At 54.6% G+C, this 16,123-nt stretch carries 11 protein-coding genes; 5 read left to right on the top strand and 6 right to left on the bottom strand.

Features of this window, described 5'->3' with window-relative positions; translation table 11 throughout:
- Positions 1-69: 69 nt before the first annotated feature.
- The gene (locus tag Spa11_RS00390; RefSeq protein WP_145105254.1) at positions 70-1,011 is read right to left on the bottom strand and encodes a DUF1559 domain-containing protein; all 942 of its coding nucleotides are present in this window, start codon (positions 1,009-1,011) and stop codon (positions 70-72) included.
- A gap of 25 nt (positions 1,012-1,036) precedes the next feature.
- Positions 1,037-2,122 (bottom strand): hypothetical protein, encoded by a 1,086-nt coding sequence (locus tag Spa11_RS00385; protein WP_145105251.1) that lies wholly within the window; start codon positions 2,120-2,122, stop codon positions 1,037-1,039.
- An 86-nt stretch (positions 2,123-2,208) separates the two neighbouring features.
- On the opposite strand from Spa11_RS00385, the gene Spa11_RS00380 reads away from it, so the two are divergent.
- Both Spa11_RS00380 and Spa11_RS00375 read left to right on the top strand, forming a co-directional pair.
- Positions 2,209-2,418 (top strand): tyrosine-type recombinase/integrase, encoded by a 210-nt coding sequence (locus Spa11_RS00380; RefSeq protein WP_315851350.1) that lies wholly within the window; start codon positions 2,209-2,211, stop codon positions 2,416-2,418.
- Positions 2,415-2,738 (top strand): transposase zinc-binding domain-containing protein, encoded by a 324-nt coding sequence (locus Spa11_RS00375; RefSeq protein ID WP_145105245.1) that lies wholly within the window; start codon positions 2,415-2,417, stop codon positions 2,736-2,738. Before Spa11_RS00380 ends, Spa11_RS00375 begins: the two co-directional genes overlap by 4 nt.
- A gap of 551 nt (positions 2,739-3,289) precedes the next feature.
- Here the strand turns inward: Spa11_RS00375 and Spa11_RS00370 are convergent.
- From Spa11_RS00370 to Spa11_RS00355, 4 genes are all read right to left on the bottom strand, one after another.
- Entirely contained in the window at positions 3,290-3,727 is a 438-nt protein-coding gene (locus Spa11_RS00370) for a type II toxin-antitoxin system VapC family toxin (protein ID WP_145105242.1), read from the bottom strand.
- Positions 3,724-3,969: a type II toxin-antitoxin system Phd/YefM family antitoxin gene (locus Spa11_RS00365; protein ID WP_197529628.1), complete on the bottom strand. Its 246-nt coding sequence runs from the start codon at positions 3,967-3,969 to the stop codon at positions 3,724-3,726. Before Spa11_RS00365 ends, Spa11_RS00370 begins: the two co-directional genes overlap by 4 nt.
- A gap of 218 nt (positions 3,970-4,187) precedes the next feature.
- On the bottom strand, positions 4,188-5,198 hold the full coding sequence (locus Spa11_RS00360) for a transposase (RefSeq protein WP_197529627.1): 1,011 nt from the start codon (positions 5,196-5,198) through the stop codon (positions 4,188-4,190).
- Between the two features lie 374 nt (positions 5,199-5,572).
- Entirely contained in the window at positions 5,573-7,753 is a 2,181-nt protein-coding gene (locus tag Spa11_RS00355; protein WP_145105233.1) for a hypothetical protein, read from the bottom strand.
- Positions 7,754-10,076: 2,323 nt separating this feature from the next.
- Here Spa11_RS00355 and Spa11_RS23525 point away from each other — a divergent pair.
- The 3 genes from Spa11_RS23525 to Spa11_RS00335 all read left to right on the top strand — a co-directional run bounded on the left by Spa11_RS23525 (position 10,077) and on the right by Spa11_RS00335 (position 16,116).
- Complete coding sequence (locus tag Spa11_RS23525) at positions 10,077-11,135, top strand: DUF1559 family PulG-like putative transporter (RefSeq protein WP_145105227.1); 1,059 nt, start codon at positions 10,077-10,079, stop codon at positions 11,133-11,135.
- 2,020 nt (positions 11,136-13,155) lie between these two features.
- Positions 13,156-14,316 (top strand): hypothetical protein, encoded by a 1,161-nt coding sequence (locus tag Spa11_RS00340; RefSeq protein ID WP_231933092.1) that lies wholly within the window; start codon positions 13,156-13,158, stop codon positions 14,314-14,316.
- A gap of 243 nt (positions 14,317-14,559) precedes the next feature.
- Complete coding sequence (locus tag Spa11_RS00335) at positions 14,560-16,116, top strand: cysteine peptidase family C39 domain-containing protein (RefSeq protein ID WP_315851349.1); 1,557 nt, start codon at positions 14,560-14,562, stop codon at positions 16,114-16,116.
- The last annotated feature ends 7 nt before the right edge of the window (positions 16,117-16,123 follow it).

Genomic DNA, 16,123 nt, shown 5'->3' with positions numbered 1-16,123 from the left:
GGCGATGACTCACTGTTTTTAGAATAAGGGAGTTGAAATTTCGTAGCGCCAGTTGTATGCAACATTCGATCAGTTGGCATCGCGTGTCACTAAGGATTTAAACAGGCTTAGGTCAATTTTTTCGTCGAGGAATACGACTCGCCCGTCAGCGAATCCGGCGTAAACTCCGTTCGGGTGGTTAGAGGTGAAAGGGTTGTTAGGTCCCCGGTTGTCATCGACGCCAGGCAGATCGTAGTCGGCAGTGTTGGGCGTGTACCGTACGGTGACGATATTCCAACTCGGCGGCGCAAACCCCGGGTGGTATTCAGGGGGGACCCCTCGGGCCGCCGTCCCGGCGATCCAACCGTTTGGGAATCCCCCATCGATTCTTCGTTCACGACCGTCGGACGTGTATGAGTATGACGAGCATTCCGCTGTGACGAGCGTATTAGAAAGGCCGTCAGTAATCTGCATCGCGCGCACCGAGTAGTTGGGGACGAGCACTCCACCCGCGGAGATCTGACCCCCCATCCGTGGAATGCAACATTCAGCCACGCGTTGCTCTGGGAAACCATCGTGGTTGCTTGCCCCTGAGACCCCCACGTACGATGGCATCATCAGTTGGAAAGCGCCTACCTGTCTTAGCTGCGGGATCAGGCTAGAAGGGCATGCGAGCGTGGCGATCTCCAGTCCGTCGATCGCTCTACCATTTTCGGCATGGACGACTACTAGCCCGTGCTTGCCCCCGCTGAGGTCGAGGCGGTCGTAAGATTGCATTTCTTCGAGGTATGGGGCGATGCGAACCATCCACGAAACGCCCATCGATCCTCCGCCAGCCGCTCCCACCGGGAACTCAATGTGAGTAGCTTCATGTTGAAGCAATGCGACCCCGACCTGCCGAAGGTTATTCTGGCAACTTGCCCGCCGGCCGCTTTCGCGGGCCGACTGGACGCCGGGCAGAAGCAACGAGGCGAGGGCGCCGATCACGCCCATCGACACTAGTAACTCAATGATGGTGTGGCCGCGATTCACGGGAACCTCGTTGAAGCTTGCGAATCTAGTCCTCGCTGCAGTCGCATCGCATGGCGACCAACAGCGGGATAGCGGCGAGGGCGACCACCATCGCGGAGGGTTCGGGAACTACCGCGGCGATACTGGCTAAGCGATCGCGCCAGACGGTGTAGTCGGCGGCGTCGATGACTCCGTCGCGGTTGCCATCCGCGGAGAGGGCGTTGGAGGATCCGTAGCTCTCCGTCCAAAGCGACAAATCGTGCTCGTCGACGACGAAGTCGAAATTGAAATCGCCACGCGGGTCGAAGAACTCTATTGAATCGATGGCAAACACGAGCTTGGGAAAGAGGAATGGTTTGGTCGTGTCGGTTACGAAATGAAACGGCGATTCCCCTGCCGCGAGCAGTGCCTCCAAAGAAAGAAGCCCCGGTAGTTCGGGAGCATCCATCAAGTTTGGAGGGGCAACGAAGTTAATCGATAACGCCCCCTGCGTGACGGAGTGGCCGTTCATCAGCAACGGGATTGTTGGGGCCGGGACGAGAGCGTCCGAGTACGACACGCCGAAGAGGTCGGTCACCGCACCGGATGATGGCTGGGTTACGTTATTCGCGACCTGAATCGCATAATCGCTGGCGACGATTTTGGCGACGCCGTCAATCTCGATTGCAAACCCGCCGTGGACGACCGAGCGGAACGCGGCCTTGTTCGGGTTGCTCAGGTCGTACGTCGGCGTGAGCGACGTGTCATAGACAAAGTGGCCGCGAACGGGTGTGCCAACCGACGCCACCGGCAGCCCAAAAGGAGATTGTCCCGGGAGGGGATACGCCGCGACAAGCCCGGTGAACGTAAACCCCAACTCGGCGGCAGTTGCTGCGTCGAGCATCGGAACTGCCAAACCCAGCATCGCGGTGGCAAACCCGATCAGTTGAATCTGCCGCCGTTGCCTGTGCTTCCTAACGTAGGTCTGATTTGACATCGCGATTTGCCCGATGAGACAGCTAAAGCTGGCCAAGAATATTCGCTGGATGCTATAACGCCGAACATAACCCACCATCCGTCGCCGTAAAGCCTTCGAAATCGACGTTTTCTTGTGATTTGAGGGGTGGTAAGAAGCGGTCTGACCGTGGTTCACTAAGAGCAGGTCTACTTTTGTCGGTTCTCTGGAAACGGGAATCGGCAGTTGAAGAGGGCAGCGATAGCCGGGTCTAGAAGGCGGGCATCAGCAAGAATATCTCGCCCCACACGATGCGTCACAACTTCGCCACGCATCTATTAGAAGACGGCGCCGACCTGCGGACGATCCAGGTGCTCTTGGGTCACCGCAGCGTGACCACCACGGCGCTCTACACGCACGTCTCGCAAGCGACGATCCGCAAGACGAAGAGCCCGCTCGACCGCCTCAACGGGGAGCCGGCCGCCACGGCATGACCGAGCGGCCTCGGCTCGATGCGGCCGAGGTGTTCCGGGGAGATGGATCGAGGTTCCTCGATGGGTACGGCAAGACGCTCTCGCACGCCCAGCACCGCGCGTTCCGCGCTATCGTGGCCTGTCGCACCAAGGTGCTGGGCGGCCACGTCGATCGGTGCGGCGGGTGTCGGAAGAGGTTGTTGCTGCGGTTCTTCTGCGCCCATTCGAGGTGGCGGCTACAAACCTCCGCGACGCAGCGGTCGGGCAGGTCGATCGTCGGCAACGGCTGGCGGCGGAGATTGGCGAGGTGCTCGCCGAAGCGGGTGCGGGCGACTTGGTAGGGAACAGCGGCGGCGCAGCGTGGGCTGGCGCGACATGATGAGCCTCGTCGAAGTGGGGACTGGTTGTGCAAGGAACGGGGGCGAGTTGGCGCTCGCTTACCGCCTGGTCCCCTCTACGCTCGGGGCCGGCCGAGAGGCTGCCCAGAGACCGAGGAAAAAAAGCATTGAAAACAGCATGGGTTTTCCGCGGACGCCAGCACATCGACGTAAGTCGTTGCTGTTCAACCGCTTAGAAAGTCGGGCCGACAGGATTCGAACCTGCGACCTTTTGACCCCCAGGTATTGGGCTGAATCGGCGTCATTCTCGAAAACCGCTTATTTTATAGGGTTTCCGGCCCGAAAGCTGAGCGCAACATACGCCCCATTTGCCCAGAATCAACCCAAGTCTGTGCCAAATTGTGCCACTTTCTGTGCCACTCAGACCGGCAGCTTCGCGCGTTTGACTACTGGCGTGAACACCAAGTGACGCAGCGTGTCGCAGTCCAGTCCAGCGGCCCTTGGAGCCTCGTTTGACTCACTTAAGAGTGGTATTAGTAGGCTGATGGTCGCGGCTAGTCGTGCTGCTTCGACACGCCCTCCCAAGGATTGATGAGCATCACGCCGGTCGCCTCGAAGTCGCTCACGTTGCGGGTCATCAGATGCAGTCCGTGACGCAGAGCTGTCGCTGCGATCAAGCCATCGACCGCGGGAACCGTCTTGCCCTTCCGCTCCGCTATAGAGGCGATCTCTCCCCAGATGATGGCCGTCTCGGTATCGACCGGTAGGATGCGGTCTTTAGATGTGAGCACAATTCGCTCAAACCAGTCGATTAAGGCGCGCTTACGGGCACTGGCCTTGAGTTTGTCGATGCCTTTTTTCAGTTCGCCGAGCGTGAGAACGCTCAAGAAGATATCTTCTGCGGCAAGGGCTTCCAACCTTGCCCTGACGCGCGGGTCTCCCTGCTTCCGTTGGACCTCTGAAAGCACACACGTGTCGATCAGAGTCCTCACAGTTCTAGCTCCCGGCCGGGGCTCAGGTCTCGTTTGAGATCAACCCCGTCGAGGCTAGGACCGCCAAGGATCAGATTCTTCAGCGTGGGCTGAGCGCCGGTCAAGCGGCGGTAAGCGTCGCCGTTCATGACGACATACTGCCGGTCGCGGCGGGTGATGATCTGGGCTTCTTGCTCGGCCAAGTTCAGCACCTCGCTAAGTTTGCTCTTGGCGTCGGCGATGCTCCATTCGGTGTGCGGCATGCCCGCCTCCATTAGTTTGACTAGTTTGACTGGTTTATTGTGCCTCATTCCACCCCATGAGTCAAGAACTCTCGACGCCGGCTGGTGAGGGGTGCTGACAATGCCGCGCCGTAGGCTCTTCTAAGCGCCCGTATGGCGTCGGAATCGAAACCGGATTTGACAGAATGCAAGCGGTCGGACAGGGCTAAGAGCCGCCGCCCTCCTACGATTGGCCGCCTCTATTTGTCATAACGCTTTCTGTTGTATCGGAAGTGCCCGCGTAGAGGGTGCCAATTGATGTCTCGTGACGGCGCTTCGAATACAACGCGTTGGAGTAAACCGAGTGGTCGGCGTCCTGTGGGGATTGTATTGCCCCGTAGCCCAGTCGGTGCACTGCTGAGAGAGGGATTCGACAGCGCGTTGAGGGTTTCCTTGGGCGTCGAATCGAGCTCTGGCGCCAATCCGTACTCCCGAGAGCGAGTTTCAAATAATCGGCGCGTGTCGGTTCGAAGCAGGGCGATCACGCCTCGAATTGCAACAAGGTTGTCGCGCATGGCGACGCCTATAACGTGTATAGGAAGTTGGTCCCGGCGCCGAATAGACAACGCCAGTCGCGTCGGCACGCCGTGGGCGGGTTGCAGCTCGATCGACCGCTGCCGCTTTGACTGGCAATTCAGGCAGTCCCCTGACGTCGTCGACTCGGCAGTGTGGTCACCGGGTGCCTCAACGGCGTCTGGGATCGTCGTGACCTTCGCGCCCAGCAGCTCGCGGCACCGCCGCGGGCCGTCGCCGCGGTTGCGGCTGGCCTCGGCCGTTCGGATCGCCAATGGCATGCCGTTGCCATTCGCCAGCAGCGTCTGCCGAGAGCTAGGTTTTCGCCGGTCCACGAGGCTGGGGCCCGATCGATCGCCGCCGCCGAAGGCCCGAACGGTGACCGAATCGACGACCACCGTGGCGTGCTCCAGCTCGCCCGCCTTCCGCAAGCGTCTCAGCAGGTACATGTGGAGCCGGTCCCAGACGCCCAGCTCCTCCCACGCCCGCAAGCTGCGGTGGGCCGTGCGGCCGCTGCAGCCCATCACCGGGGGCACTTCCTCCCAGCGACTGCCGGTTGCGAGCACCCACCACAGCACCTTCATCACGGTGCGGTGAGCCACGCGTGGCCGCCCCCCGCGCGGCCCCGCCCGTAGCACCGGCGGCAGGTGGGCCTTCAACTCTACAAAGAACTCCTCCGGCATCCGTGAAGCCACCATCTTCATCCTCCTGCTGAATTCGCTCCAGAAGCAAATCAACAAGGCGCAAAACTCGTGCCAATCGGAGCGGGGGTTTTATCAGGGCTACTTAGCGGAACGGCACAGCCGGCTGCGTGACGAGTTCGTGGCGATCGAGAAGTTCGAGTCGCTCGCCGCGGCGAGGAGGCTCACCACCGCCTAGCGAAAGGATTACGCACACCACCGGCCGCACGGATCGCTTGTGTACGTCGCCCTGGCTGAGTGCGCGGCCCTTTCCTCCGATCTGAAGGGTGCTTCGGATACGTCTCAGCAGCCTTCTCCGCTCCAGCAGTGCAGCGCCTTTACCCAACTCTCGCCTTCACAACGGGCGGTACAAGAACTTGAAGCGGGTCACCTCACTTCAACACCCACAGGAGGCTAGTGGAATCCAGCAGAGCTTCAGCCCAACAGAAATGCGAGGTCGACGCGATCTCGGTGAGAACGACCTCAGCCCCTGCATTCCTTGCCGCAATTGCATTTGAGCGAGGAAACTTTGTCCCGTAAGGATCCCACATCGAATTACATACCCACAATCGCTTACCTGCAAATGCATCCGGATGTATCTTACAATTCGTCCGACTACCACAAAGGACGGCCCCCCCGTAGTCTTCACCAAACCTGCGCAATAGTTCCCACCCGGCATCAGCCCCAGAGCTAATACCTACCAGGTGTACATCTCGGCTTCGTATGCCATGGTGACTTTTCAACTCCCGAACCAGTCGATCCACAGACTCCAATACATCCGCCTTTCGTTCAGTCTCTGATCCACCGTCCCAAGAATACCAAGCCTCGCCATCAGGGCATTGCGGCGCACAGATAAAGCTTTTTCTGATCTCTTGACCGCTAGGTCCATCAAAAGCATAGTCAATGTACTTTAGGGCACCGCTGTGAAGCTTTAGTTCCGCGTCGCCATGCCCATGCAGCCAAAGAACCAATCGCGGACTTTCAACAGAGGAAAAACACGGGCTATATAGCCAGTACTCGTCTATCCCCACCTTCTGCAGAGGCACGCGATCAACAAGATGACGTTCGAACCTTGCAGCTGTAACGGGACTCGCCATAGTCGCTAAATTGGGGACATTGGTCGGCCATGCGTCTCGCTCAATATTCCGTCGATTATTTACTTGCACTGCCATCCAGCCTAAGATGCTCTGATTTAAATCGACTTCCGAGTCGCTTGGCTCAATGGACGCAGGTGACGGCAAAACGCCATTCGGGGCAACGTAACTCGCAACGTTCTTCATATACTTGATAGCCGCCGCTGCCCTCTGCGAAGGACGCACGAATAGCTTGGGCAATGTGTACAACCTATGTGCATCGTGTTCGAATTCTAATGGCGGCTGATAATCTTCTAGAATTAAACCAGCAAAAATATCTGGATCCTCCGTTGCTTGCTTCCAGAGGAGGCGCGTTAGAACGCCCCGAGCAATCCCGAAGATCCGCTCAGGGTTTACGACAAACATTCTATCCAATAAGTCACAAGCCGATGTAATAGAGAAGCCATTCTCTGTAAATAACCTTACGTCCATCTCAACAACGATACAGGAGGGCGACTTGCCGTCATAAGCCGCTAACGTACCATCAGCTAGAAGCCCCGAATCGGATTCAAAGTCTCTAATATATAGCAGCAGCGTGTTCTCAAACTTTTCAATCGTCCATTTGTAATCCTTTGGCAGATGTACCCTTACCTGTCCCATCACCTGGTCGCCGTCCATCCCGCTCCGCACTATGTTGCCAGTACAGACGCTTCCTTCTTCAGGCATTCCATTATCCCACGCTACTTTGTAAGCGAGTCTTGACTCAGACCGCATCGTCCACGCCAGAGCGCCCGACCTCTGCAACGCTGCTGCCTTTCTTTTCGCGGATCGCAGAAAGCTATGGTCTAATCGCGTTGTGCGTACAATATCCCCTTGCGCAAATGCCTGATCCCAAACCGCATACGAATAATGATTCGCCGAAATTGCTTGCTTAAGCCCGCGGCGGTCTACCGTACTATCGAAATGCCACAGACGCGTTTGAGACAGCCAGGCCGGGGGCATCCGGTCAATAGGCCTGGTTGGAAACCCTCCAAACGTTGTAACAGTAGCGAATTTCTCGGGCGATGAAGCCGCGAGGTCCCACGCTGCAAATGCGCCCATCCCGTCACCAATGAGATGCACGCGAAGTGGATTGACAGTGTCCCTGGCACTAAAATCAGTCAGCAATCCTGCAAGTTCCTGGGAGTCCCAGGTGGATAGATCGGGACAGCGCGGAGTCAGCACAGTCGCCTTTCTATCTGTCGCGTCATGTATCAGCGCAGCTAGTTCGATTGCCATGGCATAATTCTTCTCATGCCGAAGGTCTTCACTTGCATCGTGAAGCAATACAATACATGGCGATGCATTGGCTTCACTACGCCCGACAGTCCCGCCAGAAGCCCACAGAACATGTGCATTCATTCCAGCAATCTGAACATCAATGTAGGTAGCAGCTTTGTACTGCTCGCCATCCAGCGCGAGCCAGCCCACATAAGCCGCGCAAGCAAGGGCGCCGCACAAGACACTTAGCTTGCAGACTATTCTAATCATATGTTCTGGTTAACCCAATGTTCCATGGGATCAGACGCCCTTAGCGCCGCCCCAAATCAAGAGCTCCACTAAATACCCACGTCATTCCGTAAGCAGAGTACTGTAGGTCAAAGGTCTTGGATCTCGACCTATCCTAATGTTCAAATCATTCCAGTAAAACTCGCATACGCCATAAGCAGTTTCTACAGGGATAGGCATTCCGCCAAGGATGTTCGCGCTAACTATTACCGATGATAACGCACCGTGCGCGTTCGATGCCAATTCATCACACGTTGCGCAGCTCTGTAGCAACGAAGCCGGCGACCGAAAAGCGAAAAGGGCCACGAAGCAATCTTGAGCTGGCTGAGTTTTCAGCCATTGCTCAACATAAAAATGATCCTGCCCGCAATCAATTGCGGTTCCCAGCAAGTGAAAGCGACCGTTTCGCGGCCCCCCCACCAACTCATTAAAGTACGATAGGCTGTGCGGGAATACCCATATACTGCTAACGACAAACCAAACTACAAGAAACCTGGGGATGTACTGTGCATAGTTATAAAAACGTTGCAGTGTTAGCGGCAGGCGACGACTCCGCTTCGTTCTCCCAAAGCACGCAGATGCGATAAACACATACCCGAATGGAAGCACCTGCAGTATATACCGAAAGTGCTCGTTGATTCCAGTCTTTACACTAGCTATAAGCAGGATGGTAAACGCAGGCGATAGCAAGGCGATGTCATCCGCAAGCGAATGAGGTCCCGAGAACGCTCCAACGCGACGAGCACAAGCAAGTGCAAACAGGAAGATGCCCGCGGTGGGCGTCTTTACAGTTAACGCGTATATGTAGTATGAAAAAAAGCCGGTCTCACTCCAGCGTCCCGCCATGAAGAACGGACGCCCGTAATTTTCAAAGTCGACCTGTTGGGAGTCCATTCCACGGATGTAACTCTGCGGCAGCGGTATCGGGAAATGCTGCAAGCATTCTGCAAATGTCGTCAGAGCAGTTCGTTCTTGCTCACTTGCCACACTGCCTTGCACAGGGGGGGGGGCAAGATTTCTGGAGAATTCGCTCCTTAGCTTATATCGCGAGAGGGGCTGCAATGTTCCCTCAAATAGGTACCCCGCATTAACTACAGCTAGCGCGACGAGCAATCGCGTCATCATCATTGAGCAATCTATCAGAGTGCACTTCATGGTCTTCAAGTTACCATGTGCGAGACGGTAAACTAACCATGAGACGAGAAAAGCGGGTATGCAGCCGAGCGTCGTAAACTTGCACAAGTCGGCAATGCCGAGAACAATTCCGCCAACGACGACATTAGGCCAGCTAGGATTTCTCAACCATTTCCAAAATAGATAAGCTGCTGCAACGGTTACGGCGGAGGCGTGCGAGTCGGGAAATAGTGTCGCACTATACCCTAGTATGTTTGGACACGTGCACCACAATGTTGCGGCGAGTAGCCCAGAAGTGCGACTGCTCAAGTCCGACGCCCATGCATAACAGGTGACTGCCCCTATTATTGTGAATGGCAAGCAACTAAGTCTTGCAATAAAAAGCATGACGTAAAAGGTGCCAGCATTCCTGTGTACTAGGTCAGCTCCAACGGCGAATTCTGATCGGGATCTCGCATCGGCCCTATACGCAGCCCAGTCTACTTCGTGATCTATCAAGAGAATTGGAAGCGCGGCGACGCACCGCACGAAGGGCGGATTAACCTCGTATAAATCTAGGCGCCCTAAATGCCAAAATGCCAGTCCGGCCGCCAGATGTGCGGGCTCGTTGACGGTTGGACTGTGCGCAAATATATTGTACGCCACGGCAGTGGTGTGGGCTGCTAACAGCAGCACTAGGATAAAGTGTGCTGCTTGCCTCCTTCGGAGCAGTAAAGATACGACTTCGAACGCATATTCTTGCTTACGTCCGCACCGAAGCATACGATTAGACAATGCCATGGGGACACTTTAAGACGCCTGTGGATATTACCCGCCCCCCCTAACGTAGAGACGACCGTGCACGCGAGCAACTATGCAGCTGTCGTGTCGGCTTAGACGGTTAGCCACAGCCAAGACGCAAATGGTGGCATTGCTAGAGGATCGGTTTTGAGCAACTAGAAGGGATCTAGTAGACGTATTGCCGCGATTGCAGTGATCTGCATACGGATCTTGACTACGAGGGTTACGTATGAGACACTTGCAGCCTGTCCCATGGCCACATACAGCGTGAGCGTAACCAATTGATCAGGTATGATCAATTTGGCGGCTAGCAGCAGCTGATCATAGCTGCCTGTGCCCCAGTGGTTCAACTGCTTAATCGATGAGAGGTCAACAAGCGGGTCCAGATCAATCACGGATACTTGCAGTTCTCGTAACCCGGAAGTGTTGGGTGAGTATGATCAGTCGCAGGCTTTGCAAAGGTTGCCGTGCTGGCGATACAGCCGCCACTCTATTGGAGCTTATTGTAACGCTGTCGATTGTCGGGCTGTTGCTTCAATTAGCGCTTCCAGCAGTCGAATCTGCAAGAGAAGCGGCCAGGCAGTCGCAGTGCAAGAATAATCTGCGTCAACTGGGAATTGGAACCCTTCTGCACGAACAGCAGTTCGGATACTTCCCCACAGGAGGATGGGGGTGGCTTTGGCTGGGTGACAACAAGCAGGGTTATGGACATAGGCAGCCTGGTGGGTGGAGCTTTTCGCTGCTTGCGTTCGTGGGGGAGGGTGCAGTACGCGATCAGTTTAGTGTAGGTGTTGGGAATGGCGCAAATAATTCGGCTCTTCTCAGCGCGGTCGCCCATCCTATCGACGTTTTTACCTGTCCGTCGAGGCGGGTACCGCGGTCTCATCCCTATTTGTATGGCGTCGCGTTTCCACAACTCAACGCGATCCCCATTGAATTCGCAAGATCTGATTACGCGGCTTGTCTGGGCGCATGGGACAACCCGGTGACTACAACAGGCCCCGTAAACCTAAGCGAGGCTGATGAGTGGAAGGGGCGGTCTGGCTTAAAGCGAATACCTAGAGCTCTTAGCACCGGAGTAATATTTCAACAAAGCGAGACTAAGTCTACTGAAGTAACTCGTGGTATGTCGCGAACTATCGCGGTCGGCGAAAAACACGTGCCTAGCGACAGAGAGCTTTATCAGACCTTCGGTGGGGATAATGAAAGTCTTTACACTGGATATGACTGCGACACAATTCGCACAACCGGCCTGGTTCCAATTAGGGATTCCGAACGGAATGCGATGAACGACTCTTGGCGTTTCGGAAGCGCGCATCTAGGCGCCTTCTCAACAATGTACTGTGATGGAAGCGTTCGCAGCATCTCTTATGACATTGATCTTGCTGTTTTTGCGAGCTCTGGCATGAGAGGCGATTAAAATCTGGTCGGAGAAGGCAAGTGGTAGTGCGGTCAGTAGCCCGATAAGGTTTCTGCAGTAGTAGCACTACGTTGTACGTAGTGAAGTACGGATGCGATACTTCAGCGCTCGCTCTCTAGTGCTAAGGCGCGTGATATCCCGGGGGAAATACCTTCCCTGCATTGGCGTGGGGTGCAGGAAGTAGGGTCAATCGAACAAGCGTCTAGCTTTACGGGTCCGAGCATCTGAGAAGGGCCGACTCGCCGACTCACCTCCTCGACGGCACGTTTTTGTGAAGTGTTAGGGGCCTTTGCTTCCTATCGGGCCTGCGGAACACCATAAAGTGCCTATTGAAATATGTCGTAAGTCGGTACGGTAAAAGATGATCTCTGGACGGTTCGATAGCCGGAAGTTCGAGAGCTCGCGAATCCGTCTCTTCCTTAAGAGGGACGCAGTCATCTTCTGAGCATCTCCGTGGTAAACCGAGCGAGATTGGATCGCTAACTAGCAGTAGTTCAATTGACGTCGATGCACATGAACCTGCATGAAGCGCAGCAATCCCGAGAAGAGCAGAAGTGGCCTCTTTTGTGTGTCGTACGCTTGACGTCGCGTCACGATTCCATTATTTTGCGAAAACCCTCGGGATTGATCACGCAGGCAAAGGCGATTTGACTTGAGTCGTGACTGCTTGTCAAGTCGCTGGTCGCTTGCCGCAACATCCTATTAATCGCCAGCCTACCGGAATCGATTTTTATGAAGGTTCTTGCATCGCCCGCTTTTTGGACGCTTTCCTCTGCGACTTTGCTATTCGCGCAAATGCTGCTGGCGTTTCCGTCTGTAACGCTTATGAGCGCCTCGGAGCTCGATTCAGTTAATGGTTCCGTGCCAAACTGTTACAAGAAGGGTCCGGACGAGTCCCTTTGTGGCGGTACGAGTTCATGCGAGGAGGACGACGGCGATAATTGTCCGATGGGAGTGCCCTGCTGGCTGGAAATTGAATGGGGGAACATAACTCGTCCGACTTGCGAGTTCTGGCCAAAGGGGTGGAGTTTCTGTGACCACTATATCCCCATGTTGTGCTTCAGAAGCAGGCCATGCACCGAAGCGGGATGCGACGGCACTTGCGGTGAATGGAATACCGTCAATGAAGATTCGGAGTTATTTGTAACTGGGGTGTGCCCGATCTATTGATGTCTTGCGAGCCAACGTATTACGTTCGTAGCGCTGGGCTGATTCGAGCTTAGTTAAGCTGCTCTATCAATGGTGCATGCTGCCCTCGCAGAACGCTTGTTGATTGTCTGCGCGAATGCGGTGCGCGTAGAGTCTACGGGTAATGCGTAAGCATGAAAGAACGTAAGATGCCCAATGTATTTTGCGCGTTAACTCTCTGGCTCGGTCTGAATCGGAGCGTGGCCCTGTGCATACTGCGCGTTGCTCCGTTACCTTCGGGTTCGTTGTGCGGCGCAAGAGCAAAGAGTTAAACTGCTCCGTCTGTCATTAATATTTTGCCTCGCGGCCGCTCCCTATTCGCCTTGGCGTGCGACTGTATTCGTCACATGCATTCCACTTCCGCAGGCTATGGGTATACGCCGAGAATCAACAAGATTGCATTTGGCAAAACTACATTACACATTCAAGCCTACCAATGTTGTTTCGCGCTTGCACGGCCTTTCGGCCCCACGGTTAGGGCGTTTGCTATTCGACAGCTTGATGTATGAATGCGGTGTCGCGCCAAGGATTCCCCGAAATCTTCTAGCTGGCATGCCGTCGCGCGTTCCCATCTGCGGTGCTAGACAATTGCAATTGCTGCAGAAGCTAAGTACATTGCGTCCGGGGGCGCAATAGCAACGCGCATACCGGTTGCGCTTACGCAAGTCTGTCGGATTCATTTAGGTTGTGTCTACACCGTCGGAATTAAAGGATGCACTCACTTTGTACGGCCGGTTGCCCCGTTTAGATATAGCAATATGATCAAAGGTCTGTCTGGTCCTTTGTAAACAGTATCCGAACTATGATTTTGTATCTCTGCAAAGGTGCTGGAATGCTGACCTTGCGTTATGTAAGCCTGGGTATGCGAACCATGCTCATCGTGGCGTCATTAGTCGCATTCCTGCCATACGCAGAGGCGGAAGTTACCGTCCACGATGAGCTAAGTCGACTTCTCAAACGTTGCACGGAGAGATTTGAAGGATTTCGCAACCTGACGGCTGACATTGAGTGGATCTACGAAAGTGAAGGCCGAACTGTGGATTATATGCAACACAGGTCTGCCGACGAATTTGGACGCTTTCTGTCGTCTGTCACCAGGTCAGTGCGAGGTGGTGCTGATCCGCAGCAGGATTACATCGATCTGTTTGACGGCGGAACATCGTATCTTACGACGATCATGTATGATATTCCTAAGCATGCGCACAAAGGAAACGATCAGGTCTTAGAAGGCATACCTGCCGAAATGGGTCTTGAAACCACAGCAATACACACTGGCCTCGGTCCCGATGGAAAGGATGTAGTCAAAAATCGTTTACCGCATTGGCCTATGTTGGTTGATCGGTTCTTGTTGAGTGCGCTTAAGAGCGTTGATCTGAGTGCGTTGGAAACGTTGCCGATCGAGCTTCAATCCTCCGGTGGTATTACTACTATCCGGTTGCCATCGAGCACGCCAGGCGTGTCTGGAGCTATAAAGATCGTCTTCGAAAGTCCAAAGGATGGAGTTATTCGCTCTATTGAACGCATTTCTGCGAAGGGTGTACGCGAGATCTACACGGTCGATAAGCACTTTATTTCCGGCGGGATTTTGGTCCCTTCCGTTGGAAGCGTATCCGTTGACCATCCTGAATCAGGTGTTAAGGTGTTTAGCTGGATGTACAGTGCAAGTAACATTCGAATAAACGACCCCAATTTCTCTGATGACACTTTTCAGTTCAAGGCCGGCCCCTATTCGCTAGTGTACGACAACCGGAGCAACGTGCGGCTGCGGGCTCCTAAAGAGGGCGTAGATTCTAAAAGCCTGCCAACACTTGTCAAGTTACACACTGAAGATCCGACGAAACTTCCGCCACTTATTCCAGATCCCGGTGCCGTCGATCTTGAAGCGGTAGAGCCCCGCGACCCTGGTCGCATTCGGATGCTGTTGTTGTATGTGACAGTGGGTGTGTTATTGCTATCCTCGACGGCATTGATTGTTCAGCGCATTCGTAGATAACTGGCCTGACGTATTTATATGTAAGGCAATGGCAAGGGTTGGGATTGTGCGGATTGCGATATACTCTTCGTCTCGCGTGCGACTTAAACTCTGTACACCTCATGCTTCGATTCCCCGATCTAGTTACCGGGCACGGTAACCGCGAGCCATTCTGCTGCAATTGGGCTTCTGTGGTTGGTGCTTGTAGCGTAGCTTCGCCCTTGTCGAAATGCCTTGCGTGAGGTTTGCGAGACGATTGTGAATATGCTTTATTTAGAACGCTGCCGCATGCTTTCCATCTTGCTCGGCGTTATTCTGGTTGCATCCATGGCGGGTGCTAAAGCGCATCCTACCGCGGAATCGTCCTGTGGATTGGACTGTCTAAGATTGGTGTCTAGCAGGCTCGGCCACTCAATCGACGCTTCGGCTTCTCTTGGGTGGGAATCTGACACGTCGTTGTCAATGAAGCAGCTTCAGGATTGGCTGGCTGCAGCGGGTCTGCAATCATTAGCATTTAAAGCGTCGCTTGGCGAGGCGCTCGACATGCGTTGTCCTCTCATAGCGCATGCACTAATGAACGGCAGCGGTCATTATATAGCCATAGTAGGGATCAACAGCCGTGACGGCAGTGTAGTGATTTATGACCCAGCGCAGCAGCACGGACGAGATGTGCCCAAATTCCATTCTATTGCCCCTTCGATGCTCGAAGGGCGTTTGACTGGAGCGTACCTAGCGGCTTCAAAGGAGCATCTATCTACAGATTCGTCCGCGCTCATTTGGGGAATTTTTAGCGTTGCAATTGTGGCAACCGCTGTCGCTGTGTCATTGTCTCAATTGCGAGGCGCTTCGCGATGGGTCCGCATGGCGCCACTTCTTGCAATAGTTTACGTCGCTGGGTGCGACAGTGGCGTCGCACCATCGTCAGTGCAGAAGGAGATCGAGCTTGATTTGGGTATAATTGCGCCCGGCAGTACTAAGGAGGTGCAGGCAGCTGTAGAAAACGTTTTTGATACGCCCTTAAGAATAGTAGATATTAAGACTTCGTGTCAGTGCACGACGGCCGAGTTGGAAGTTGGTGCTATAATCCCTGCGAATACAAAGCACTTCTTCAAAGTCCTTGTGGACGGATCTAGCCGTAATACAGAAGTGTCTACTAAGTTGCTAATTTCTGGTGAAGCCGGCCATAGGACAAGCGTAACATTATTTTCCATTCACGGCAAAGTTGTTGGGGATGTAGTAGCTGTTCCCGCCTCAGTGGATTTCGGCGATATACCTTATGGACGCTCGGTAAGTAGGCAGATTGCAATCCATAGTGTGTCTGATGAAGTTGATTTGGAAGAATGTCGGGCACATGTGCACTTAGATGGGTTGAGGGTTCGTTCACTGCCGGTTGACGGTCGTAGTGCGACCTACTTGTTCATTGTCGACAAGTCACTGCCACTCGGCGCCTTTGCTTCTGGGGCACGGGTTGTAGATAGCCGTTCCGGCAAGGCATTGCTGACAATTCCGGTGAATGGGCGCGTCGTTGGAGATGTGGAGGTGTTGCCAAGCACTCTCCACTTGCAGAAGGCGCTTCGGAGTGGATTTGATGCATCGAGGTACGCGTTAAGGTTAACTAGTGTGGGTGGGGTTCCGTTTACAATTGTGTCTGCGAGCTCGCCGGCCGGTGTAACGGCGAATATTCCGCGTGAGGTAGTTGAGTCAGACGTCCATCGGATCGAAGTCGAGGTTAGGGGCGACTACGTACGCGAAGATGGTGATTACATTCAACTGAAGTTAGGCAATCTATCTGTCTCAACGCTTCGAGTCCCGCTCTTGTGAAGTGTGT

The sequence above is a fragment of the Botrimarina mediterranea genome, from assembly GCF_007753265.1.
In the GTDB taxonomy this organism is placed as follows: domain Bacteria; phylum Planctomycetota; class Planctomycetia; order Pirellulales; family Lacipirellulaceae; genus Botrimarina; species Botrimarina mediterranea.
This window is presented reverse-complemented; position numbering and strand designations above follow the sequence as displayed.